Source organism: Kitasatospora sp. NPDC059827, assembly GCF_042731675.1.
Taxonomy (GTDB): domain Bacteria; phylum Actinomycetota; class Actinomycetes; order Streptomycetales; family Streptomycetaceae; genus Kitasatospora.
Window position 1 is genome coordinate 1 of sequence record NZ_JBHWIV010000117.1, and the last position, 22,072, is coordinate 22,072.

At 74.0% G+C, this 22,072-nt stretch carries 19 protein-coding genes; 8 read left to right on the plus strand and 11 right to left on the minus strand.

Features of this window, described 5'->3' with window-relative positions; all coding sequences use genetic code 11:
- Positions 1-198: hypothetical protein (locus ACFV8H_RS38115; RefSeq protein ID WP_380408908.1), on the plus strand; the 198-nt coding region annotated here is incomplete at its 5' end.
- A 167-nt stretch (positions 199-365) separates the two neighbouring features.
- Here ACFV8H_RS38115 and ACFV8H_RS38120 read toward each other — a convergent pair.
- The gene (locus ACFV8H_RS38120) at positions 366-1,370 is read right to left on the minus strand and encodes a stage II sporulation protein M (RefSeq protein ID WP_375895831.1); all 1,005 of its coding nucleotides are present in this window, start codon (positions 1,368-1,370) and stop codon (positions 366-368) included.
- A gap of 243 nt (positions 1,371-1,613) precedes the next feature.
- Here ACFV8H_RS38120 and ACFV8H_RS38125 point away from each other — a divergent pair, with 243 nt between their 5' ends.
- The gene (locus ACFV8H_RS38125) at positions 1,614-2,627 is read left to right on the plus strand and encodes an RDD family protein (protein WP_380408910.1); all 1,014 of its coding nucleotides are present in this window, start codon (positions 1,614-1,616) and stop codon (positions 2,625-2,627) included.
- 24 nt (positions 2,628-2,651) lie between these two features.
- Here ACFV8H_RS38125 and ACFV8H_RS38130 read toward each other — a convergent pair whose 3' ends face one another.
- Positions 2,652-3,281: a hypothetical protein gene (locus tag ACFV8H_RS38130; protein ID WP_375895836.1), complete on the minus strand. Its 630-nt coding sequence runs from the start codon at positions 3,279-3,281 to the stop codon at positions 2,652-2,654.
- Between the two features lie 110 nt (positions 3,282-3,391).
- Here ACFV8H_RS38130 and ACFV8H_RS38135 point away from each other — a divergent pair, with 110 nt between their 5' ends.
- Positions 3,392-3,904 carry a SigE family RNA polymerase sigma factor gene (locus ACFV8H_RS38135; RefSeq protein WP_380408912.1) on the plus strand — a complete coding sequence of 171 codons (513 nt, stop codon included), beginning with the start codon at positions 3,392-3,394 and terminating at the stop codon, positions 3,902-3,904.
- Positions 3,901-4,974: a hypothetical protein gene (locus ACFV8H_RS38140; protein ID WP_380408914.1), complete on the plus strand. Its 1,074-nt coding sequence runs from the start codon at positions 3,901-3,903 to the stop codon at positions 4,972-4,974. The genes ACFV8H_RS38135 and ACFV8H_RS38140 overlap by 4 nt, the downstream gene beginning before the upstream one ends.
- Positions 4,975-5,123: 149 nt before the next feature.
- Here ACFV8H_RS38140 and ahcY read toward each other — a convergent pair whose 3' ends face one another.
- From ahcY to ACFV8H_RS38170, 6 genes are all read right to left on the minus strand, one after another.
- Entirely contained in the window at positions 5,124-6,572 is a 1,449-nt protein-coding gene (gene ahcY, locus ACFV8H_RS38145) for an adenosylhomocysteinase (RefSeq protein WP_375895843.1), read from the minus strand.
- A gap of 373 nt (positions 6,573-6,945) precedes the next feature.
- Complete coding sequence (locus tag ACFV8H_RS38150) at positions 6,946-7,923, minus strand: cation diffusion facilitator family transporter (protein ID WP_375895846.1); 978 nt, start codon at positions 7,921-7,923, stop codon at positions 6,946-6,948.
- A gap of 18 nt (positions 7,924-7,941) precedes the next feature.
- The gene (locus tag ACFV8H_RS38155; protein WP_380408915.1) at positions 7,942-9,198 is read right to left on the minus strand and encodes an SIS domain-containing protein; all 1,257 of its coding nucleotides are present in this window, start codon (positions 9,196-9,198) and stop codon (positions 7,942-7,944) included.
- Positions 9,199-9,280: 82 nt separating this feature from the next.
- The gene (locus ACFV8H_RS38160; RefSeq protein ID WP_375895850.1) at positions 9,281-9,463 is read right to left on the minus strand and encodes a Trm112 family protein; all 183 of its coding nucleotides are present in this window, start codon (positions 9,461-9,463) and stop codon (positions 9,281-9,283) included.
- A gap of 98 nt (positions 9,464-9,561) precedes the next feature.
- Positions 9,562-10,947 (minus strand): phosphomannomutase/phosphoglucomutase, encoded by a 1,386-nt coding sequence (locus tag ACFV8H_RS38165; RefSeq protein WP_380408917.1) that lies wholly within the window; start codon positions 10,945-10,947, stop codon positions 9,562-9,564.
- Positions 10,948-11,074: 127 nt separating this feature from the next.
- Positions 11,075-11,524: a DUF3499 domain-containing protein gene (locus ACFV8H_RS38170; protein ID WP_380408918.1), complete on the minus strand. Its 450-nt coding sequence runs from the start codon at positions 11,522-11,524 to the stop codon at positions 11,075-11,077.
- A gap of 170 nt (positions 11,525-11,694) precedes the next feature.
- Between ACFV8H_RS38170 and ACFV8H_RS38175 the strand changes: the two genes are divergently transcribed.
- Positions 11,695-12,147 (plus strand): metallopeptidase family protein, encoded by a 453-nt coding sequence (locus ACFV8H_RS38175; RefSeq protein WP_350509617.1) that lies wholly within the window; start codon positions 11,695-11,697, stop codon positions 12,145-12,147.
- Positions 12,148-12,181: 34 nt separating this feature from the next.
- Here ACFV8H_RS38175 and ACFV8H_RS38180 read toward each other — a convergent pair whose 3' ends face one another.
- From ACFV8H_RS38180 to ACFV8H_RS38190, 3 genes are all read right to left on the minus strand, one after another.
- Positions 12,182-13,900 carry a DUF5719 family protein gene (locus ACFV8H_RS38180; RefSeq protein ID WP_380408920.1) on the minus strand — a complete coding sequence of 573 codons (1,719 nt, stop codon included), beginning with the start codon at positions 13,898-13,900 and terminating at the stop codon, positions 12,182-12,184.
- Between the two features lie 6 nt (positions 13,901-13,906).
- On the minus strand, positions 13,907-17,788 hold the full coding sequence (locus ACFV8H_RS38185; protein WP_380408922.1) for a glycosyltransferase: 3,882 nt from the start codon (positions 17,786-17,788) through the stop codon (positions 13,907-13,909).
- 252 nt (positions 17,789-18,040) lie between these two features.
- Positions 18,041-18,313, minus strand: coding sequence for a WhiB family transcriptional regulator (locus ACFV8H_RS38190; protein ID WP_375895861.1), 273 nt, complete (start codon positions 18,311-18,313; stop codon positions 18,041-18,043).
- A 618-nt stretch (positions 18,314-18,931) separates the two neighbouring features.
- On the opposite strand from ACFV8H_RS38190, the gene ACFV8H_RS38195 reads away from it, so the two are divergent.
- Genes ACFV8H_RS38195 through ACFV8H_RS38205 form a run of 3 tightly spaced genes read left to right on the plus strand, consistent with a single transcriptional unit; the run spans position 18,932 to position 21,857 of the window.
- Complete coding sequence (locus tag ACFV8H_RS38195; RefSeq protein ID WP_380408924.1) at positions 18,932-19,567, plus strand: cysteine dioxygenase; 636 nt, start codon at positions 18,932-18,934, stop codon at positions 19,565-19,567.
- Positions 19,568-19,608: 41 nt separating this feature from the next.
- Positions 19,609-20,568: a 2-phospho-L-lactate transferase gene (gene cofD, locus ACFV8H_RS38200; protein ID WP_380408926.1), complete on the plus strand. Its 960-nt coding sequence runs from the start codon at positions 19,609-19,611 to the stop codon at positions 20,566-20,568.
- The gene (locus tag ACFV8H_RS38205) at positions 20,565-21,857 is read left to right on the plus strand and encodes a coenzyme F420-0:L-glutamate ligase (protein WP_380408928.1); all 1,293 of its coding nucleotides are present in this window, start codon (positions 20,565-20,567) and stop codon (positions 21,855-21,857) included. Before cofD ends, ACFV8H_RS38205 begins: the two co-directional genes overlap by 4 nt.
- Positions 21,858-22,072: the final 215 nt, after the last annotated feature.

Sequence of the window (22,072 nt, forward strand, 5' to 3'; positions counted from 1 at the left end):
GCCTTCCAGCGGGCCCTCCGGGCGCTTCGTTCTTTCGTGTTTCCAGCTTACCAGATGTTTTCCGCTCCGTTTTCCGGAGTTTCATTCATCCGATTCCCGCTGGGGGGATTTCCTGCGAACTTCGTTCCGAAGCTTATCAAAGCTTTCGGAGTGTTCCGTCCGTGGGATTTGCTTCATCGGAGGGCACGCATTTCGTGAAACGCGCTCGCCTCGATTTCGGCGGTGTCGTAGACACTAACGCCCGGGCCCGACCGTTGTCCAGTCGCTCCCAACCGTTCAAACCTACTAGCCCACCCACACCACGTCAATGGTTTGGTCGGGATGCGAGAAGACTAGCAGGTCAACGGCCTGTTGATCACCACGGCTCAGGCCGCGACGGGCTGCAGGTCCGCCCGGTCGGCCGCGTCCACGTCGCCGAACTCCCCGCTCGCCGCGGCCTTCCGGCCCAGGACCAGCGCATAGGTGAGGAACGCCGCCTCCGCCACGACTCCGATGGAAATGCGGGCCCAGGTCGGCAGGCCGGACGGCGTCACGAAGGCTTCGAGCACGCCGGCCACGGCCAGCACCGTCGCCAGCCCGATTCCCATGCCGATGATCGAGCGGCCCTGTTCCGCCAGTGCCACCGCGCGGGTGCGCGGGCCGGGGTCGATGAGGGTCCAGCCGAGGCGCAGGCCGAGGCCGCCGGACACGAAGACCGTGGTCAGCTCCAGCAGGCCGTGCGGGATGAGCAGGCCGAGGAAGACGTCCAGCCGCCCGGCCGAGGCCATCAGCCCGACGCCGACGCCGAGGTTGACCACGTTGACCCACATCACGACGAGCACCGGGATGCCCAGCGCGATACCGAAGAGCAGGCACTGCACGGCGATCCAGGCGTTGTTCGTCCAGACCTGGGCCGCAAAGGAGCTGGCCGGCCGGTCCGAGTAGTACGCCTCGTACTGTCCGCCGGGGCGGGTCAGCTCGCGCAGGTCGTCCGGCGCGATCAGGCTGTTCCGGACCTCGGGGTGGGTGGCCATCCACCAGGCGATCAGCACGGTGACGACCATCGAGACCGCCGCGACCGGCATCCACCAGCGGCGCGCGCGGTACAGCGCGGCCGGGAAGCTCACCGTGTAGTAGCGGGCGACGTCCTGCCAGCCGTTGGTGCGGGCGCCGGTCACCGCGCTGCGGCCCCGCGAGACCAGGCCGGTCAGCCGGCCGACCAGGGCCGGGTCCGGCGCGGCGGCCTGCACCTTGGCCAGGTGGCCGGTGGCGCGCTGGTAGAGGGTGACCAGCTCGTCGGCCTCGTCCCCGTTGAGCCGGCGCCTACGGGCAAGGGCGTCCAGCCGGGCCCACTCCCCCTGGTGGGTGGCGACGAAGACGTCCAGGTCCATTCGGCGGCTCCATGGTCGGCGATGGCGCGAGGCGCGCGTGCGCGGGTCGGGCAGGTACGTACGGACACGTGCGGGCCCAGCATGCCAGGAACCGTCGCCGCCCCGGCCGCCGGGATCTCACTTCCCGTGCGACCACCGGGCGCCGTATGTTTGCGGCTGCGGATCAGACTGCGGAGAGCGGGCAGTGGGGGCCGATCCACGTGTGCTCCCACCTGCTCGCATGAGCGTGAACGGACAGGTGTCTTGAGCGACCTGGTGACGGGTGAGGCGGTCGTCCTCGACCTGCAGACGGCGAAGCTTCCGAGCAGGGCGTTGGCGATCGTGCTCGACCTGCTCATCGAGTTCGCCGCCCTGTTCGTGTCGACGCTGGTGCTGAGCATCGCCCTGTCCGGCCTGGACAGCGCGGCACTGGCCGCGACGATGCTCGGGATGACGGTCTTCTTCCTGGTGGCCGTGCCGGTGATGATCGAGACCCTCAGCCGCGGGCGCTCGGTCGGCAAGGCGGCGCTCGGCCTGCGGGTGGTGCGCACCGACGGCGGCCCGGTCCGGTTCCGGCACTCGCTGGTACGCGGGCTGGCGGGCTTCTTCGAGCTGATCGCGATAACCGGCGCCCCGGCCGTGATCACCTCCACGCTGAACGCGGACGGCAAGCGGCTCGGCGACATCTTCGCCGGGACGGTCGTGGTCCGCGAGCGCACTCCGGCCGGAGCCGGTGCGGCCGGCCCGCTGCCCCCGGTGCACCCGCAGCTGCTGCACGACATGGGCCGTGAGCTGGTCGCGATGGACCTGTCCGCGGTGCCCGAGCCGCTCTGGCTGGCGATCCGTCAACTGCTCGTCCGGGTGGGTCAGTTGGATCCCGGCGTGTCCTTCCGGATGGCCGCGGGGCTGGCCGAGGACCTGGCCGCCCGGATCGGGAACCCGATTCCGCCGGGACTGCACCCGGCCGCCTACCTGGGCGCGGTGCTCACCGAACGCCAGCGCCGGGAGTGGATGCGCGCCCAGCAGCGGTTCATGGCCGCGGCCCCCGTCCAGGCCCCCGCCCCGCACCCGGCCGTCGCCCAGGCCCCCACGGCCGACGGCCGCCCCCACCGCGTGCTCGGCGTGCCCGCGGCGCACGCGCACGCGCCCGTACCGACGCCCCCGGTAGCGGCCCCGGCACCGGTCCCGACGCCGGCCGCCCCCGCGGCCCCGTCCTTCGTCAAGCCCTCGCAGCCGACCCCGCCCGCCCCCGACGCAGGCTTCGCCCCGCCCGCCTGAACCCCGCCCGTCTGGGCCCCGCCCCTACTCCCCCACCGGCCAGGCGTTCGGCGGCGACTGGAGCTCCTCCAGCTCGATCCCCGCCGCCGCCAGCACCACGTCCCCGGCCAGGTGCACCACCTGCTGCTCCCCCGTCTCCAGGTCCGCCACCTGGTACCGCTCGACCAGCAGCGGCCCCGAGTCCGTCGCGTGGGTGTCCACGCCCTCCAGCAGCCACCCCTGGTCGAAGGTGCGCGGCGCCAGCACCGGCTCGGTGAACGCCACCAGCCGCACCCGGGCGCTCGCCCCCTCCCGCAGCCGCAGCATCCGGGCGGTGGCGACCAGGAAGCCCGGCGAGCGTCCGGCGAAGCCGTGCGCCCGGTCGTGCCCCTCCGCCGCGTGCTCGCCGCCCGGGTCGGCCGCGTCGGTGCGGACCCACGCCACCCCGTCCACCGCGCCGCCGCGCACCTGCCAGCCGCCGGCCCGCAGTTCCATCCGCAACGGCCGGGCCCGCGAGTCCAGCGTCAGGTCGACGCTGCCGATCACCTGCCCGTCCGGCGCGTAGGTCTTGGAGACGTACCGCCAGCCGGCCGCCCCGGGCGCGCAGCTGAACCGCTCCTCGCCGAGCAGCACGTGGTCATGGGTGTCATGGAGCGAGTACCGACCGTTGGGCATGCCCGAAAGCCTACGCACCGGCGTCCGGTGCAACATTCCGGGCCGGTGCCCGCATCAGAGGGTCGGACGGCGCGGGAGACGCGCCGCCGCCACGACGAGAGGGGGTGCAGATGGCGAAGCAGACACGCGACGCGGAGTTCACGGAGTTCGTGGCTTCACGGAGTGGCTGGCTGCGGAAGGTCGCCTATCTGCTGTGCGGGGACTGGCACCGGGCCGACGACCTGGTGCAGGAGACCATCACCAAGCTGTACGTGCACTGGGCGAAGGCGAGCCGCGCGACGAACGTGGACGGCTACGCCCGCCGGACGCTGGTGAACACGTTCCTCGCCGAGCAGCGGACCTCCTGGTGGCGCCGGACGGTACGAACCGGTACCGATCCGGACATCGCGGCCACGAGCATCGACCTGGACGTCTCGCTCGACCTGCGCAAGGCCCTGGCGGCGCTCCCGCCGCGCCAGCGCGCGGCCGTCGTGCTCCGCTACTACTGCGACCTGTCGATCGACCAGGCAGCCGAGGCGCTGAACTGCTCCTCCGGCAACGTGAAGAGCCAGAGCGCGCGCGCCCTGGAGACCCTCCGCCGCAGTCTCGTTCTCGTCCCGGCCTTTGCAGAGAGGACGTCATGACCGCCACCGATCACCGTGAGCTGAGCATCGCCCTGTCGGCCCTGGCCGACGAGCCGGCCCCGCCCGCGGCCTTCGACATCACCACGTCCATCACCCGCGGACGGGCCCGCCTGCAGCGCCGGTACCGGGCCACGGCCGGCGCGGTGGCCGTCGTGGCGGCCGTCGCACTCACGGCCACGATGCTGATGAAGCCCGGCAACACGACACCGGCGGTGCAGACCCTCCCGGCGGTCACCGCGACGCCGACGCCGACCCCGACCCCGACGTCGACCACCGCCCCGGCCGCCGCCTCGGACCCGCTCAGCACCGAGGTCTCGTACGGCTGGCTGCCCGACTGGGTGGACCAACCGGGTCGGATCGACCGCGAGATCCAGGCCAAGGGCCTCTACTCCGCGAACAAGGACACCGGCCGGAGCATCCCGCGCCTGAACCTCCAGCTCTACCCGGCCGGGGTCGAGCCGCCGTTGGACCCCCAGTCGCCCCCGTACGACATCCACCTGGTGCGCGAGGACGCCCCCCCGATCAACGGGCGGACGGCCTACTGGGCGAACCTGCCGAGCGGGAAGCAGACGTGGTCACTGCGCTGGCTGACCCCCTCGGGCCGCTGGGCGGAGCTCGCCGCGAGCAACGGCACCCCGGAGCAGACCGGTCGCGACGTGCTGCTCAGGGTGGCCAACGGCGTCCGGTACGGACACCGGGACGTCCCGCTGCCGGTCCAGTTCACCAACCTGCCCGAGGAGTTCGGAACACCCGACATGGTGCAGCTCTCCCGCCCGGACCCGGAAGGCCGGGGAGCCTGGAACCTCTACCTGAACTTCAAGGTCCAGGGAAAGACCGTCACCCTCGAACTGCGACCGGACACGGACGAGCCCGGCACGATGCCGACCGGGCACCCCAGCCCCGCCCCGACCTGCCAGTCCCGGAACGGGGTGTGGATCTGCGCCGCCGTGTACGGGGGCGGCACGCCGCCGGCCCTGGACGAGATCGGCGGACTGTCCGGGCTGCTCTCGCGCACCGAGCCGATCGGTGTGGACGAACGCGACTGGACCACCGACGTGTTCGTCCGCTGAGAACGACCGGACGACCGTTCTCGGCGGACGACCGGACGACCGGACGACCGGACGACCGACCACGCGCCGAACGCGCCGGTGGCCGGCACCCACGGGGGGTGCCGGCCACCGGCGTTCGCCGATCACCGCGTCAGCGGCGACTCACCGCATCAGTAGCGGTACTGCTCCGCCTTGTACGGGCCCTCGACCGGGACGCCGATGTAGTCGGCCTGCTCCTGGGACAGGGTGGTCAGCTTCACGCCCAGCGCGTCGAGGTGCAGGCGCGCGACCTTCTCGTCCAGGTGCTTCGGCAGCACGTAGACGCCGATCGGGTACTCCTCGGTCTTCGTGAACAGCTCGATCTGGGCGATCGTCTGGTTCGCGAAGGAGTTGGACATCACGAAGGACGGGTGGCCGGTCGCGTTGCCCAGGTTCAGCAGGCGGCCCTCGGAGAGCACGATGATGGTGCGGCCGTCGGCCTTGCGCCACTCGTGGACCTGCGGCTTGACCTCGGTCTTCACGACGCCGTCGAGCTTGGCCAGGCCGGCCATGTCGATCTCGTTGTCGAAGTGGCCGATGTTGCCCACGATGGCCTGGTGCTTCATCCGGGCCATGTGCGAGGCCATGATGATGTCCTTGTTGCCCGTGGTGGTGATGAAGATGTCGGCGGTCTCGACCACGTCCTCCAGGGTGGCGACCTGGTAGCCGTCCATCGCCGCCTGGAGCGCGCAGATCGGGTCGATCTCGGTGACGATGACGCGGGCGCCCTGGCCGCGCAGCGACTCGGCGCAGCCCTTGCCGACGTCGCCGTAGCCGCAGACGACGGCGACCTTGCCGCCGATCAGGACGTCGGTGGCGCGGTTGATGCCGTCGATGAGCGAGTGGCGGCAGCCGTACTTGTTGTCGAACTTCGACTTGGTGACCGAGTCGTTGACGTTGATCGCCGGGAACAGCAGCTGGCCGTCACGGTGCATCTCGTACAGGCGGTGGACACCGGTGGTGGTCTCCTCGGTCACGCCCTTGATGGTGGCGGCGACCTCGGTCCACTTGTTCGGGGTCTCCACGAGCGTGCGGTTGAGCAGCTCCAGGATGATCCGGAACTCGTCGTTGTCCGCGGTGGACGGGTCCGGAGCGGCACCGGCCTTCTCGAACTCGACGCCCTTGTGGATCAGCAGGGTGGCGTCACCGCCGTCGTCCAGGATCATGTTCGGGGTCTTGCCGTCGGGCCAGGTCAGCGCCTGCTCGGTGCACCACCAGTACTCCTCCAGGGTCTCGCCCTTCCAGGCGAAGACCGGCACGCCCTGCGGGTTCTCCGGGGTGCCCTCCGGGCCGACCGCGATGGCGGCGGCGGCGTGGTCCTGGGTGGAGAAGATGTTGCAGGAGCACCAGCGGACCTCGGCACCGAGCGCCGTCAGGGTCTCGATCAGCACCGCGGTCTGGACGGTCATGTGCAGCGAGCCGGTGATCCGGGCGCCGGCCAGCGGCTGCGCGGCGGCGTACTCGGCGCGGATGGACATGAGGCCGGGCATCTCGTGCTCGGCCAGCTGGATCTCCTTGCGGCCGAACGGCGCCAGGGAAAGGTCGGCGACCTTGAAGTCACCGGTGATGTCGGTCGACATGCGTCTGCTCCTCGCTGATGGGGTGGGGCACGGGCCGAGGTCCGGATGTGCGGTGCGCATGGCGGGCCGTACGGGTGCACGGCTACGCCGGGGCCGCCGGATCCCGTGGTGGCGGACCGGCTCCCTGCTGCGCAGCACAAACCGTCGGAGGACCTCTCTCCCTCGACCGGCGCACACCCTACGGGTGCGGACCGCCGATCGACCGCCATCAGCAGCGACGTTCTGGCTCTGGTGACGAATCTACACCGATGGCCCCACCGGGCGTCCGCGGATGACTGATTTGGGCGGCCGGATCCGGCCGTCGCCCAGCCGCCGCAAGACCCCTGCCCGACCGCCGCCGGCCCCCGCGCGACCCGGCTCGCCGGACGGTCCGTCAGTGCGCGGCGCCCGGCCCGGGGCCGCCCGGGGTGGCCGCCGGGTCCTCGCCCGCGGCGGCCTTCTCGGCGCTGTAGACGTCCGGTTCCAGGTAGATCGCCCGGGCGATCGGGACGGCGGCGCGGACCCGCTCCTCGGCCGCGTCGATGGCCCGCGCCACCCGGGCGGCGCTGTCCTCCGCGTTGACGGCGATCTTGGCGGCGACCAGCAGTTCCTCCGGGCCGAGGTGCAGGGTGCGCATGTGGATCACCCCGGTGACCGCCTCGCCGTCCACCAGCGCGGCGCGGATCCGCCGCACCGAGTCCTTGTCGGCGGACTCGCCGAGCAGCAGCGACTTGGTCTCCAGCGCGAGCACCACCGCGATCACCACCAGCAGCACGCCGATGCACAGGGTGCCGACGCCGTCCCAGACGCCGTCGCCGGTGATCACGGTGAGCGAGACGCCGAGCAGCGCGAGCACCAGGCCGATCAGCGCGCCGGTGTCCTCCAGCAGCACCACCGGCAGCTCGGGCGCCTTGGCGGTGCGGATGTACTGCACCCAGCCCTGGCCGCCCTTGGCCTTGGCGGACTCGCGCACCGCGGTCAGGAAGGACCAGCCCTCCATCGCGACGGCGAAGACCAGCACGCCCACCGCCCAGCCCCAGGAGTCCAGCGCCTCGGGGTGGTTGACCTTGTGCCAGCCCTCGTAGACCGCGAACAGACCGCCGACGCTGAACAGCACGATCGCCACCAGGAAGCCGTACACGTAGCGCTCGCGCCCGTACCCGAACGGGTGCTCCTCGTCCGCCGCGCGGCGCGCCCGCTTGCCGCCGATCAGCAGCAGCACCTGGTTGCCGGAGTCGGCCACCGAGTGGACGCCCTCGGCCAGCATCGAGGAGGAGCCGGTGAAGCCGAAGGCGGTGAACTTGGCCACCGCGATCGCCAGGTTGGCGGACAGCGCCGCGACCAGTGCCTTCGTCCCGCCCTCTGTGCTCATGGGCAGAGAGTAGCGGCCTCAGGACTGCGCGGCGGCCAGCCCCAGGTAGACGGCGGCGAAGTCGGTCAGCGCGATCAGGTCGGCCAGCGCGTGCAGCGGGTCCGCGAGGGAGCTCGCGTACTCGGTGAGCCGTACGTCGTGGGCGGCGGCCAGCCGGTGGGCGCGGCGCACGCCGAAGCTGCGCGGCCGTTCGTCGTCCTCGGGCACCTCGGCGGGGCCGTCCTGCTCCTGCCCGGGGTCCGGCGCGCCGGCCTCGGGGACGTGCCGCAGCAGCAGCACCTGGAGGTGCAGCGGGTCGGGCTCCTCGACCCGGTCGCGGAAGAAGTCGTCCGGGTCGGCGCCCGCGCCCAACTGGCCGGTGAACATGCCGCGGTGGGCGGTGAGCACCTGCGGCAGCGCGCCGGTCAGCGCCGGGCGGCCGGCCCGCTCGGCGAGCTGGGCGGCGAACCGGGAGGCGGCGGCGCCGGCGACCGGGCCCTCGGCCCACAGCAGCGGGACCGTCCCGGCCAGCCGGGCGGCCAGGCCCTTGGCCGGGTTGGTGTACGCGGCGGCGTCCGGGCGGCAGCGCACGGCGGCGGTGTCCAGCAGGTCGGCGACGGCCGGCAGCGCGTCGTAGGGCAGCTGGGTGAGGCCGAGCTTCTGGGCCAGCGCCAGCAGCGGGGTCAGGTGGGACCACAGCGCGGCCGGGTCCTCGGCCGGCAGGTCCGGCTCGGCGGCCGGTGCGGCGGGCGGGCCCTCGTCGGGCAGCACCGTGCCGACGTACGGCAGCGGCAGCGCGCGCACCTGCAGCGCGGCCTCGGCCAGCGGACTGCCGGGCGGGGCGGTGACGACGACGGAGCAGCCGCGGGCGTAGGCCTGCTCGGCGAGACCGATCAGGCCCTGCTCGCCGCCGTCGGCGGAGCTGATCACCAGCAGGTCGAGCGGTCCGGCCCAGCCGGGCAGCTGCCAGCCGAGCCCGGCGGTGAAGGCGGGCGGGGCGCCGGCCGCCCGGTCGACGCGCGGGGCGACGGCCTCGGTCGGCGGCAGCGGGACGACCAGGACGGCGGTCCCGGCCAGCGCGGCGAGGATCTCGGCGGCGGTCAGGGCGCTGCCGTGCCCGGCGACCAGGACGGCGCGCGGGCGGCCGTCGGGGCGCAGCCGGTCGAGGCCGGCCGCGTCGGCCTGCCGCAGCGCGGTGCGGACCCGGGCGCCGGCGCCGGCCAGGGCCAGCAGGGCGCGGTCGTGGTCGGCGCGCTGGAGGGCGGCCGGATCGTCGAGCAGGGTGTCGTCGAGCATGCGGCGGGCCTCCGGCTGTCCTGTGTGGGCGGCGGGCGCGGGTGGGGCGGGTCGGCCCCGGGGCTGGTCGGCCCCAACAGGATCAGGCCGGGCGGCGGGCCTCGTCCACCAGGAGGACCGGAATGCCCTCGCGGACCGGGTACGCGAGGCCGCAGTCCGCGCCGGTGCAGAGCAGCTCGGGCTGCTCCTCGGTGCCGCCCTCGGCGAGCGCGGCCCGGCACTGCGGGCAGACCAGGATCTCCAGCAGGAAGGATTCGAGCTTCATGGGGGCTCTCCAAAGTTCGGTGGTGGCACGGAGGTGCCCCGGCCGATAGGCAACCCTACCGGCCGGGGCACGGTGCGCTTCGGTGAGGCGCGGTCCGGTCAGGCGCGCACGACGGCGAGCACGCCGTCGCGCAGTTCGGCCATCCGCGCCGGGTCCTTGGCCTCGACGTTCAGGCGCAGCAGCGGCTCGGTGTTGGAGGCGCGCAGGTTGAACCACCAGTCCGGGCCGGCCACGGTGAGGCCGTCCAGCTCGTCCACCGTGGTGCCCTCCAGGCCGGCGTAGGCGGCGCGGACGGCGGCGGTGCTGGCGGCCTGGTCGGCGACGGTGCTGTTGATCTCGCCGGAGGCGGCGTAGCGGTCGTACTCGGCGGTCAGCTCGGAGAGGGTGCCCTGCTGCCCGCCGAGCGCGGCCAGCACGTGCAGCGCGGCCAGCATGCCGGTGTCGGCGCGCCAGAAGTCGCGGAAGTAGTAGTGGGCGGAGTGCTCGCCGCCGAAGACGGCGTCGGTGACGGCCATCTCCTGCTTGATGAAGGAGTGGCCGACCCGGGTGCGCACCGGGGCGGCGCCGAGCTCGCGGACCACCTCGGGGACGGTCCAGGAGGTGATCAGGTTGTGGATGATCGTCGGCTCGGCCTCGCCGGAGGCCTGGGCGCGGGCGATCTCGCGGGCGGCGACCAGGGCGGTGATCGCGGACGGGGAGACCGGCTCGCCGCGCTCGTCGACCACGAAGCAGCGGTCGGCGTCGCCGTCGAAGGCCAGGCCGATGTCGGCGCCGACCTTGCGGACCTCGGCCTGGAGGTCGACCAGGTTCTTCGGGTCGAGCGGGTTGGCCTCGTGGTTGGGGAAGGTGCCGTCCAGCTCGAAGTACATCGGGACGAGCTCGATCGGCAGGCCGTCGAAGACGGTCGGCACGGTGTGGCCGCCCATGCCGTTGCCGGCGTCCACGGCGACCTTCAGCGGGCGGATCGCGCTGAGGTCGACCAGGCCCAGCAGGTGGTCGGCGTAGCCGCGCAGGGTGTCCTGGGCGGAGAGCCCACCGGGCTTCACGTCCTTGGCCGGGACGGTGACGGTGTCGTCCTCGGCGGTCCAGGACTCGACCAGCTCACGGATCTCGGACAGGCCGGTGTCCTGGCCGACCGGGGCGGCGCCGGCCCGGCACAGCTTGATGCCGTTGTACTGGGCCGGGTTGTGGCTGGCGGTGAACATCGCGCCGGGCAGGTCGAGCTTGCCGCTGGCGTAGTAGAGCTGGTCGGTCGAGCAGAGGCCGATCTCGACCACGTCGGCGCCGTAGGCCGCGGCGCCCTCGGCGAAGGCCCGGCTCAGCGACGGCGAGGAGGGGCGCATGTCGTGCCCGACCACGATCGCGGTCGCGCCGGTGACCTGCACGAACGCGGCGCCGAAGGCCCGGGACAGGCTCTCGTCCCACTGGTCCGGGACGACACCTCGGACGTCGTACGCCTTCACGAGCTGCTTGAGGTCGCGCACTGCGGCTCCACCCTGGTTCTGTGCTGATCGATACGTCGGGCCACCGGCGCGTCCGGTCGACGGATCGCGGTGGTGTCAGACGGGCAGCGTACCCGGGCCGGGCGAACGCACCGTGCGGGGCGAGTGCTCAGTTGTCGGGCGAGCGCAGGACCCGGAGGTGGCCGCGGCGGCCGCCCTCGGTGGACTCGCCCTCGGGGACGCGGCCCTGACGGGGGGTCGGCGGGCGGGCGGCCTCGCGGACGGCGTTGGCGAGGGCCTCCAGGTCGTCGCTGCTGCGACGCAGCGGCCCGGTCTCGAGGGCGAGCCGGACGACCTCCCAGCCGCGCGGGGCGGTGAGCCGCTCGGCGTGCTCGGCGCACAGGTCGTAGCAGTGCGGCTCGGCGTAGGTGGCGAGCGGGCCCAGGACGGCGGTGGAGTCCGCGTAGACGTACGTCAGCGTCGCGACGGCCGGTCGGCCGCACGCGGTCCGCGAACAACGACGTACAGAGCTCACGAGGGTGGACGGTACCGCACTCCCCGCCGGGGAGCGAAGACCGCCTGTCCGGCGGGGGTGCCGTGTCGCGCCCCGGGTGCTCACCGGCCTCCCCTCGCCGGGGCCCCGCCGGGCCGTGGGGGCGCCCCGGGCGCGCCCGCCCGGCTCCTGCCGACCGGCTCGCTCCGGCCGCTCGGACACGCGCCGTCGCACCGGCGATTCCCCCGTCGGAGTGGTCCACTTCCGACCCGCCAAGGACTACTCTCGGCAGTGATATGGACAGCTCCGCACCGCAGTCATCGACAGGCCCTTCGCGCCGCCCCCGGCACCGCGACCGGCACGGCAGGGGGCTGCGCGGCCCTCTGGCCCCGCCCCAGGTGCCGATCTCGCTCACCCGCTCCGAACTGTTCGACGACTACGTGCGCGAGTCGGTGGAGCGGTTGGAGCGGCGGTGGCCGCAGCTGATCGAGGTGGAGTTCGCCGTGCAGGAGGTGCCGCTGCACGAGCCGGACGGCGCCGACACCGAGGACGGCGTGCCGCTGGGCCGGGTGTCGCCCGGTCAGAAGGGCCACAAGAGCCAGATCGTGGTGTACAGGCGGCCGGTGGAGATCCGGGCGAAGACCCGGGAGGACCGGGCGGCGCTGGTGCACGAGATCCTGATCGAGCAGGTGGCCGAGCTGCTGGGGCTGTCGCCGGACGCGATCGACCCGCGCTACGACGAGGAGTGACCTTCCGGGGCCCCGCGGGCCCCGGAAGGGCCGGTCAGCGCAGCACCACGCCCGGGTCCTGGGTGGCCTGCGGGACCTGCACGGTGCTGTGGTCGTCGCGCAGTGCCTGGACGGTGAACATCGGCACGTCCTTGGCGGGCAGGGCGAGCATCCGGGCGGCGACCACCGGGCCGCCGGACTCGGTCTCCACGGTGACCGCGAAGACGCCGTTCAGCCCGGCGGGCTCGGGCGCCGGGATGGCGACCGTGCCGCCGGCCGGGAGCTGGACCTCCTTGGTCGCCGGGGTGCCGCCGCCGCTGCCGGCCGAGCCGGTGACCTTGACGGTGGCGGCGTCGCCGGTGGAGGTCAGGAAGACCGTGGAGGCGCCGGCCCGGTTGTCGGCGACGGTGGCGCGGGCGCCGACCGGGCCGCTGCCGGTGAGCCAGGCCGCCTCGCTCTTGCCGTTGCCGCCCGTGCGGTCGACCCGCAGGCCGGCCACGATCTTGGTGGGGTGCCGGTCGTCGCTGGGCGACAGCCGCAGCCCGGCGACCTCGTCCCGGGTGACCTTGCCCAGGTCGACGGCGGCCACCATGCCCGCCTTGACGTGGATCGACTCGTTGCCGGCCGGGGTGAACCAGCCGTTCTTGCCGGAGAGCTGGATCTTGAGGTCGGCGTCGTCCTCCGGCGGGGCCCAGACCACCAGCCGGGCCGCGGTGGCGTCGGCGGGCAGGCCGGGCATCACCTGGGTGGCGGCCGGCTCGGCCGAGGCGGGGACCCAGTCGGCGCCCTTGGCCCCGTCGGCGGCGTGCAGCGCGGCGCCGATCCGTCCGGAGCGCACCACCACGTGCACGGCGAGGTCGGTGACGGCGCCCTTGCTGATCGTCGACAGCAGGACGGACTGCGAGCTGCCGGGGGCGACGGTGATGCCGTTGGCGGCGTCGTTGTCGATCAGGCCCTTGTCGCCGTACAGCTTGATGTCGACCACGGCGGCGGAGGACTCGGGGTTGACCAGGCTGACGTAGTCGACCCGGTCGCCGGCCGTGCTGGCCCCGGCGAACCAGAAGCTGGTGCTCTCCGGGGTGCAGGTCAGACCGGACAGGCCGGTGCCGCGCTGCTCGGTGACCACGGTGGTCTGGCTGACGGTGAAGCCGGGGGCGAGCGCGCCGGTGGCGACGGCCCCGGTGCCGGGCGCGGCGTCGCCGTTGCTGGCCGGGCCGGTGGCCGGGGTGCCGGGCTTGCCGAGGGTCAGCTTGGCGTCGGCGGGCGCGGCGTTCTTGTCCGGGGCCGGGGTGGCCGGGGCGCCGGAGCCGCTCGGGGCCGCACTCGGCGCGGCGGCCGGCGATCCGCTCGGCGCCGGGGCGGACGGGGCCGCGCTCGGCGGGGTCGCCGGGGCGGCCTGCTCGGAGAGCCAGCTGGCGCCGCCGGTGGCCGAGCCGGTGCCGGGCGGGGTGTAGGCGGTCAGCGTGGTCGAGCCGGTCAGGCCCTGGAAGGGCTGCGGGCAGACCGCCGCCGTCCGCTCGACCTGCGCGGTGCTCGGGGCGGCCCCGCCGTCCGCCTTGGCCGGGCCGGCCGGCGGGCGTAGCTCGGCGATCCCGAACACGGCCGCCAGCACCACGGCCGCGGCCAGCAGCGACTGGGTGGTCTTCCCCGCGGACCGGCCGGGGGCCGTCCCCGGCGCGCCGGCGGGCTCCGCGACCCCGGCCGGAGCGGCGGCGGGCTCGACGGGCTGCTCGGCCCGGGCTGCGGACTTCTTCCCGAATGCGGGCTTCTTCATGGCGGGTCAGCTCCCCGATCCGTGCTGGTGGGGGCCGTAGTTCCCGGAAGGGTGCCCGGTGCCGCCCGGTTCGTTGGGGTCGTAGTACGGCTCGCCCTGCTGCTGGCCCGGCAGCCAGGTCTGCTGGGGCTGCCCGGGCTGCTGCTGGTAGGCGTCGTAGCCGTACTGCTCCTGCGGGTACTGCTCGTACCCCTGCTGCTCGTAGCCCTGCTGGTCGTACCCCTGCTGCGGGTAGCCCTGCTGGTGGCCGTCGTACCCGTGGCCCTCGTAGCCCTGGCCCGCGTACGGCGCGGCCACCGGCTGCTGGGCCGCGTACTGGTCGTAGCTGTACGGGTCGGCCTGCTGGTACGTCTGGTACGGGTCGGTGTACGGCTCGGCCTCCTGGACGGCGGCGGCCGCCTGGACCGCCCCGGCCACCGGCTCGCCGGCGGGCTGCGCCGGGATCGCGCCCGGCGGGCCGTCGTACACCCCGGGCTCCTCGGCGCCGGGCTCGCCGCCCTCGCCGCGCTCGGCCATCCGGCGGGCCCGGCGGCTGCCGGGGGCGGGGGCCTGCGCCTGGGCGGCGGCGGCCAGCGCGGCGGCGGCGACCACCTCCTCGGGCAGGTCGTCGTCCTTGTGGCTGCGGCGGCCGGGCAGGGCCAGCACCAGGATGGTGAGGCCGACCAGGACCTGCGCCCAGATCCAGCCGGTGTGGACGAGGCTGCCCTCGCGGGTGACGCTCAGCTTGCCGCCGGCGGCCGGGAGCTTGAAGCCCTGCGCCCAGCCGTCGACCGTGGTGGGCTCCAGCGCGGTGCCGTCCACGGTGGCCTTCCACTCGGGGGCGGCGGTCTCGGCCAGCCGCAGCACCCGGCCGTCCGGACCGGCCGGGACGGTGGCGGCGAGGTCGCGCTCGCCGGACGGGACGACCACCGGGGTGGCGCCCGGAGCGGTGATCACCGCGCGCACCGCGGGCGCGCCGTTGACCTGCCAGAGCGCGGCGTCGCCGTCCTGGTTGGCCTTCACCAGGCCGGGGGTGGTGTCCAGGACGTCCTTGAAGGCGTCCACGGCCTGCCGCTCGACCAGCACGTAGGCGATGCCGTAACCGGCCAGGGCGTTCGCCTGGTCGGCGCCGGAGCCGGCCAGCAGGCTGCCGACCATCCGGTCCAGACCGCCCTGGGTGCCGGTGGCCGGGTCGACGGTGGACTCCGCCTGGCCGAGGGTCAGGCCGGCGCCGCGCACCACGGTGTAGCGGACGGCGCCCTTCTGGCCGGTGACCACGAGGGTGCGGGACCGGTCGCTGGTACCGGCCTCCTCGGCGATGAAGGCCGGCACCTGGCCGGACGCGGCGCGGTGCAGCGGGCCCCCGGCGCCGGTCAGCGCCCACCACAGGCCGGTGCCCAGCGGGGCCAGCACGGCGGCGGCCACCACCAGGGCGGCCACCGGCTGGCGCCAGCCGAAGGCGATACCGGCGACCCGGGCGTTGGCGCCGTCGGCGCCGATCGCGGCGGCGGCGAGCAGGGCGATCCCGGCGATCAGGGTGGCCGGGCCGGCCCAGGCGGGCACCGGCTGGCCGCCGGAGGCCGGGGTGACGGAGGTGCCCGCCACCGCGACGGCGAAGACCAGCCCGGCACCGGCCGCGCCCCAGGCGGCGAGCACCGCGCGGCGGCGGTCGGCGCGCAGCAGCGCGGCCAGCGCGGCGAGGACGACACCGGTGGAGAGCCAGACCGGCGGCACCCCGGCGCCGCCGGGGTTGACCAGCAGCAGGCCGGCCGCGCTCGCCCCGGCGCCGTGCAGTCCGGGCAGCCCGGCCTCCAGCAGCAGCCACTGCGGGTGCGACAGCACCTTGAGCGACCAGGGGGCGAGCACCGCGACGGGCACCGCGAGGATCACCAGGACGCGCAGGCCGAGCAGGCGCAGCGCCGTGCCGCCGGAGCCGAAGGCGCCGCCGCGCAGCACCGCGAGGACCAGCACGGCCAGGCAGAGCGGTACCGCGAGGGCCCAGGTCAGCGGGACGAAGGCGGTGGCCAGGGTGAGCAGCAGGACGGTCATCCAGACCGGCCGCCAGCCGGGGCGGGCGCCCTTGGCGGCGCTCTCCTGGCGGATGCCGAGGCCGGCCGCGATCGCGGCGGCGCGGGCCAGCGGCGGCAGCAGCACGGCGAGGACGGCGGTGCCGATCCGGCCCTGGGCGAGCGCGCCGGTGGCGGCGGGCAGCAGCGCGTAGGTGGCGCTGGCCCAGGCGCGGACCAGCTTGGAGTCCAGCAGCGGCCGGGAGACCAGGTAGGCGCTGACCGCGGCGAGCGGGACGGTGAGCACGACCAGCAGGGTGAGCGCGAGGTCGGCGTGGCCGAACAGCAGCCAGGAGAGCACCGAGAGCACGCCGAGGTACGGCGGTGCGGCGGCGGTGGAGCCGGTGCCGACCGGGTGCCAGGCGTCCGCGTACATCGCCCACAGGCCGCCCGCGCCGTCGGAGGCGGGCAGCAGGGCGCCGCCGAACAGCTCGCCGCTGCCGAACAGGCCGCGGCAGGCGACCAGGGCGAACACCAGCAGGCCGGCGAACAGCACCGGCGCGGGGCGCCGGGCCAGCTTCTTGATCAGCGCGAACTGCTCGACGACGAGGTCCTCGCCGTCCTCGTCACCGCCGGCCTCGACCGAGCCGTGCCGGCTGCCGGTGTCGTCGGCGCCCCCTATCCCGAGCGAGCCGATGACGCCCTCGACGGCCAGCCGGGTGGTGGCGCCGGGCGCCGGGAAGAGCGTGCGGTCGTCCAGGGCGTCCGCGGCGCGGGTCCGGGCACGGTGTTTGCGCGCGGCCAACAGCCGTGGGAAGCGGACGAGTTCGTGGCCGAGGCCGGCCAGTTCGTCGACCGCCTGGCGCGGGTCCTTGCCGAGCAGGTTGGTGACGGCCCGCACCAGGGTGCCGAGCACCAGGCGCAGCAGCACGTACGGGAAGAGCGCGCCCTTGCAGTTGGCGAGCAGGGTGTAGACGGCGCCGGACTTGTCCACCCGGTGCGGGTGGGCGGGGCCGCAGTCGATCGCGCGGCGCTCGCGGCTGGCCGCCTCGGCGTGCCGCAGCACGGCGTCGGGGGCGACCACCACGCGGTGGCCGGCGGCGTTGACCCGCCAGCAGAAGTCGGTGTCGTCCCGCATCAGCGGGAGGGCCCGGTCGAAGCCGCCGAGCTCCTCGAAGACGTCCCGGCGCACCAGCATGCCCGCGCTGGAGACGGCGAGCACCGGGCGGACCTGGTCGTGCTGGCCCTGGTCCTGCTCGCGGCGGTCGAGGCCGGTCCAGCGGCGGCCGGAGCGGGCGATGGTGACGCCGATCTCCAGCAGCTGGCGGCGGTCGTACCAGCTGCGCAGCTTGGGGCCGACCACGCCGGCGCTGGGGGTGGAGTCGGCGACCTGGAGGAGCCGGCGCAGCGCGTCGGTCTGCGGCTCGCAGTCGTCGTGCAGCAGCCAGAGCCACTCGACCGGCTGGGTCTCGCGCGGGCCGCCGCGGCCGAGGTCGTCCTCCTGGGCGAGCGGGTCGCCGTAGTCGTCCCAGCCGCCGGTGACCGGGTCGTAGCCGGAGGGGTCGAGCCGGTACGGGAGGTCCTCCGGGCGCAGGGGCGCGCTGCTCGCGACGGCCTCGGCGACGGCGGCGCCGAAGCCGGCCCGGCGGCCGAGCACCAGCGGGCCGCTCTCGGGCAGCCAGTCGGCCAGGGTGTCGGCGAGCAGCTGCGGGGAGTTGTCGGTGGATCCGGTGTCGACCGCGAGGATCCGCTGGACCTGGCGGTCCTGGCCGAGCAGTCCGGCCAGGGCCTGCGGCAGCCAGCGGGCGCCGTCGTGCGAGACGATCACCGCGGTCACCAGGTGGCGCGGGTAGGCGGGCGGCCTGGAAGCGGTGAAGCCGCTCTGGTGGCTGTAGACGGTCATCGAGTGCGCGGGCCCCAGTTCTCGGTGGACACAGCCGGTGAACGGCAACCGGATGGCGCACCACACTAACGGCTCCGGATGGCCGCTTCGTGCCCGGTGCCGGTGCGGAGGCGGTGAAGAAGGGGACCCGGGATCGGCATGAACCGGTCCGGGAACACGAAAGCGCCCCACCGTCGCGGTGAGGCGCTCGTACAGCTGTGCGGCCGTCCGCCGGTGGCGGAGGGTCAGCGAGATCGGTCGGGGCCGCCCCGGTCAGACGGCGCTCTTCTTGAGCCGGCGGCGCTCGCGCTCGGAGAGGCCTCCCCAGATGCCGAAGCGCTCGTCATTGGCGAGGGCGTACTCCAGGCACTCCGAACGGACCTCGCAGGCGAGGCAGACCTTCTTGGCCTCGCGGGTCGAGCCACCCTTCTCGGGGAAGAAGGACTCCGGGTCGGTCTGGGCGCACAACGCGCGCTCCTGCCAACCGAATTCCTCCTCTTCCTCCGCGATGCCGTCCCCGATCAACAGCTCAAAGAGCTCGCTCATGTGGCGCGCCTCCTCTGCCCCTACTTGGCGTCCCCGTGGTTGCCGTTGCCTCGTGCGGCTGACGACACGAGTGAAATTACAGTTGCGTCACTCTGGCCCAGTCAAGCCGAGCTCTGGTATTGAGGCCGGGATTCACTCCCTGGCACCAAGCCGTTACGAATAGTGTACATATCCGGACACATCGGACCTTAGGTCCGAAAGCCCCGGCGACACCGAAACGCCCGCAATCACTCGCGGAATGACGCTCGGTCATCGTGACAGGCCGGTCATCGGCCTCCCTTCCCGGCGATCTTCCCATCGAAACATAGAGAGTGATGAATCACCCCATCCAGGAAAGATCCGGACCTAACCCACTCGAATGCCGCATCCTCCGGTTTGACACCGCCCCTGCGGATGCGGTCTCCTTTCCTCCATGTCAGAGTTCGCCAGCCCCCGGAGCGGTTCCACGCTCCGCCGTGCCGTGAACTCCTGTTGTCGCCTCTGTTCCTGCTGTATCTAGGCGCCCGCGTCCCACCGCGCGCCGCCCAGGAAGCACAGAGGCCGCCCGCGAATCCCGCCCCAGGACATCCCGGATCCGGCTGATCCCCGAACCAGCCGAGCCATCCGAGGACGACTCCCGTGCGCATGATCCGCATCCGCAAGCGGAACCGCGACCGCAACAAGCACGCCCGCCGCGGCCTCGCCGCCGCCCACACCCCCCGCCACGGCGACCGGCACCGCTGGGCCGACGGCCTCAGCGACGTCTCCATCGCCGGCGACCCGCTCGCCTTCCCGCACCTCGCCCGCACCGACCTGCCCGGCCACCCCACCACCGTCGCCGGGTACGCCCGGCTGGTCCGCGAGATCGCCGCCGACCGCACCCGCTGGGAACCGCTGGTCCGCTACGACGCGCTCACCCGCTGGTACGCCCGTCTGGAGACCGGCCCCGGCTACGAGGTCTGGCTGCTCAGCTGGCTGCCCGGCCAGAGCAGCGGCTTCCACGACCACGGCGAGTCCTCCGGCGTGATGACCGTCGTCCAGGGCGAGCTGACCGAACGCTCGCTCACTCACGCCGGCGAAGGGGCCCGCACCCTGCGCCCCGGCGGGCAGCGGGTGTTCTCCTCCGGCTACCTGCACGAGGTGGTCAACGGCGCGCTCGAACCCGCCGTCTCCATCCACCTCTACACCCCGGGCCTGACCGCGATGAACCAGTACGGCACCGCCACCGCCGTCCCCGAGCAGCACGCGCACGCGGCGGAGTCCGAGCGGCGTTGACCGAGGCCTGACGAAGAGTCCGACCGTGGCAGGATGACCCCATGCGCATCGTGGCACTGGCAGGCGGGATCGGCGGGGCGCGCTTCCTGCGCGGACTCCTCGCGGCGGTCGGACCGCAGGACGAGATCACCGTCATCGGCAACACCGGCGACGACATCCACCTCTACGGGCTCAAGGTCTGCCCCGACCTCGACACCGTGATGTACACCCTCGGCGGCGGCATCCACGAGGAACAGGGCTGGGGCCGGACCGACGAGACCTGGTCGATCAAGGCCGAGATGAAGGAGTACGGCGTCGGCCCCGAGTGGTTCGGGCTCGGCGACCGCGACTTCGCCACCCACCTCGTGCGCAGCCAGATGCTCACCGCCGGGTACAGCCTCAGCCAGGTCACCGAGGCGCTGTGCGTGCGCTGGAAGCCCGGCGTGCGGCTCCTGCCGATGAGCGACGACCGGGTCGAGACCCACGTACGGATCACCGACGAACAGGGCACCCGGGCCGTCCACTTCCAGGAGTACTGGGTCCGGCTGCACGCCGCCGTCGACGCCGAGGCGATCATCCCGGTCGGCGCGGACACCGCCAAGCCCGCGCCCGGCGTGCTGGAGGCCCTCGCCGAGGCCGACGTCATCCTCTTCCCGCCGTCCAACCCGGTCGTCTCGATCGGCACCATCCTCGCCGTCCCCGGCATCCGGGACGCCGTCGCCGCCGCCCCGGCACCGGTGGTCGGGCTCTCCCCGATCATCGGCGGGGCGCCGGTACGGGGCATGGCCGACAAGGTGCTCGCCGCCGTCGGCGTCGAGGCCACCGCCGAGGCGGTCGCGCTGAACTACGGCGCCGGCCTCATCGACGGCTGGCTGGTGGACACCGCCGACGAGCAGGCCGTCCCGGCCGTCGAGGCCGCCGGGATCGCCTGCCGGGCCGTCCCGCTGCTGATGACCGACGTCGAGGCCACCGCCGAGATGGCCCGCGCGGCGCTGGCCCTGGCCGAGCAGGTCCGCACGTGACCATCGAGATCCTCCCGGTCCAGGGCATCCCCGAGGTCGAGGCCGGGGCCGACCTCGCCGGGCTGATCGCCAAGGCCGGGACGTACCGCGACGGCGACATCCTGCTGGTCACCTCGAAGATCGTCAGCAAGGCCGAGGGCCGGCTGCTGCACGCCACCGACCGGGACGCCGCGGTCGACGCCGAGACCGTCCGGGTGGTCGCCCGGCGCGGACCGGCCCGGATCGTCGAGAACCGCAACGGCTTCGTCATGGCCGCCGCCGGGGTCGACGCCTCCAACACCGCCCCCGGCACCGTGCTGCTGCTGCCCGAGGACCCGGACGCCTCGGCCCGCGCGCTGCGCGCCCGGCTCCAGCAGCTCACCGGCCACCGGATCGCCGTCGTCGTCACCGACACCTTCGGCCGGCCCTGGCGCAACGGGCTCACCGACGTCGCGATCGGCGCCGCCGGACTGTCCGTCCTGGAGGACCACCGGGGGCGCACCGACAGCCACGGCAACGAACTGGTGCTCACCGTCACCGCGACCGCCGACGAACTCGCGGCCGCCGGCGACCTCGTCAAGGGCAAGGCCACCGGCGTCCCGGTCGCCGTCGTACGCGGGCTCGGCCACCTGGTCACCGCCGAGGACGGCGCCGGCACCCGGCCGCTGGTGCGGCCCGCCGCGGACGACATGTTCCGGCTCGGCACCTCCGAGGCGCTGCGCCAGGCCGTCACCCTGCGGCGCACCGTCCGCTCCTTCACCGCCGACCCGGTCGACCCGGCCGCCGTCCGGCGCGCGGTGGCCGCCGCCGTCACCGCGCCCGCCCCGCACCACACCACGCCCTGGCGGTTCGTCCTGCTGGAGTCCGCCGAGACCCGGGTCCGGCTGCTGGACGCGATGCTCGGCGCCTGGCAGCGCGACCTCCGTGAACTCGACGGCTGGGACGAGGCCCGGATCGCCCGCCGCACCGCCCGCGGGAACGTGCTGCGCGACGCGCCGTACCTGGTGGTGCCGTGCCTGGTGATGGACGGGTCGCACGACTACCCGGACCCGCGGCGGGCCGCGGCCGAACGGGAGATGTTCACGGTGGCCCTGGGCGCCGCCGTGCAGAACCTGCTGGTCGCGCTCACCGGCGAGGGGTACGGCACCGCCTGGGTCTCCTCCACGATGTTCTGCCGTGACACCGTCCGAGCGGCTCTGGACCTCCCCGACGACTGGGACCCGATGGGGGCCGTCGCCGTGGGACGCCCGGCGGAGGCGCCGCGGGTCCGCCCGGAGCGGAGCGCTGACGCCTTCGTCGCGGTGCGGTAGGGGGCCGCTGCGCGGGGCTGTTGTGGGGTGGGGGGGCTTTCGGGAGGGTGGGTGGGTCCGGGGGCGGTTCCGGGGGTGGGTGCTCCGGCGGCTGGGTGATTTTCGGACCGCCGACCCTCATCGCGCGGGGTGCTCACCGTGGGCGGTCTGAAAATCACCCCCTAGGCCCCTCACCGCCACCACCCCCACCACCCCCCCCACCCCCACCGCCGGCC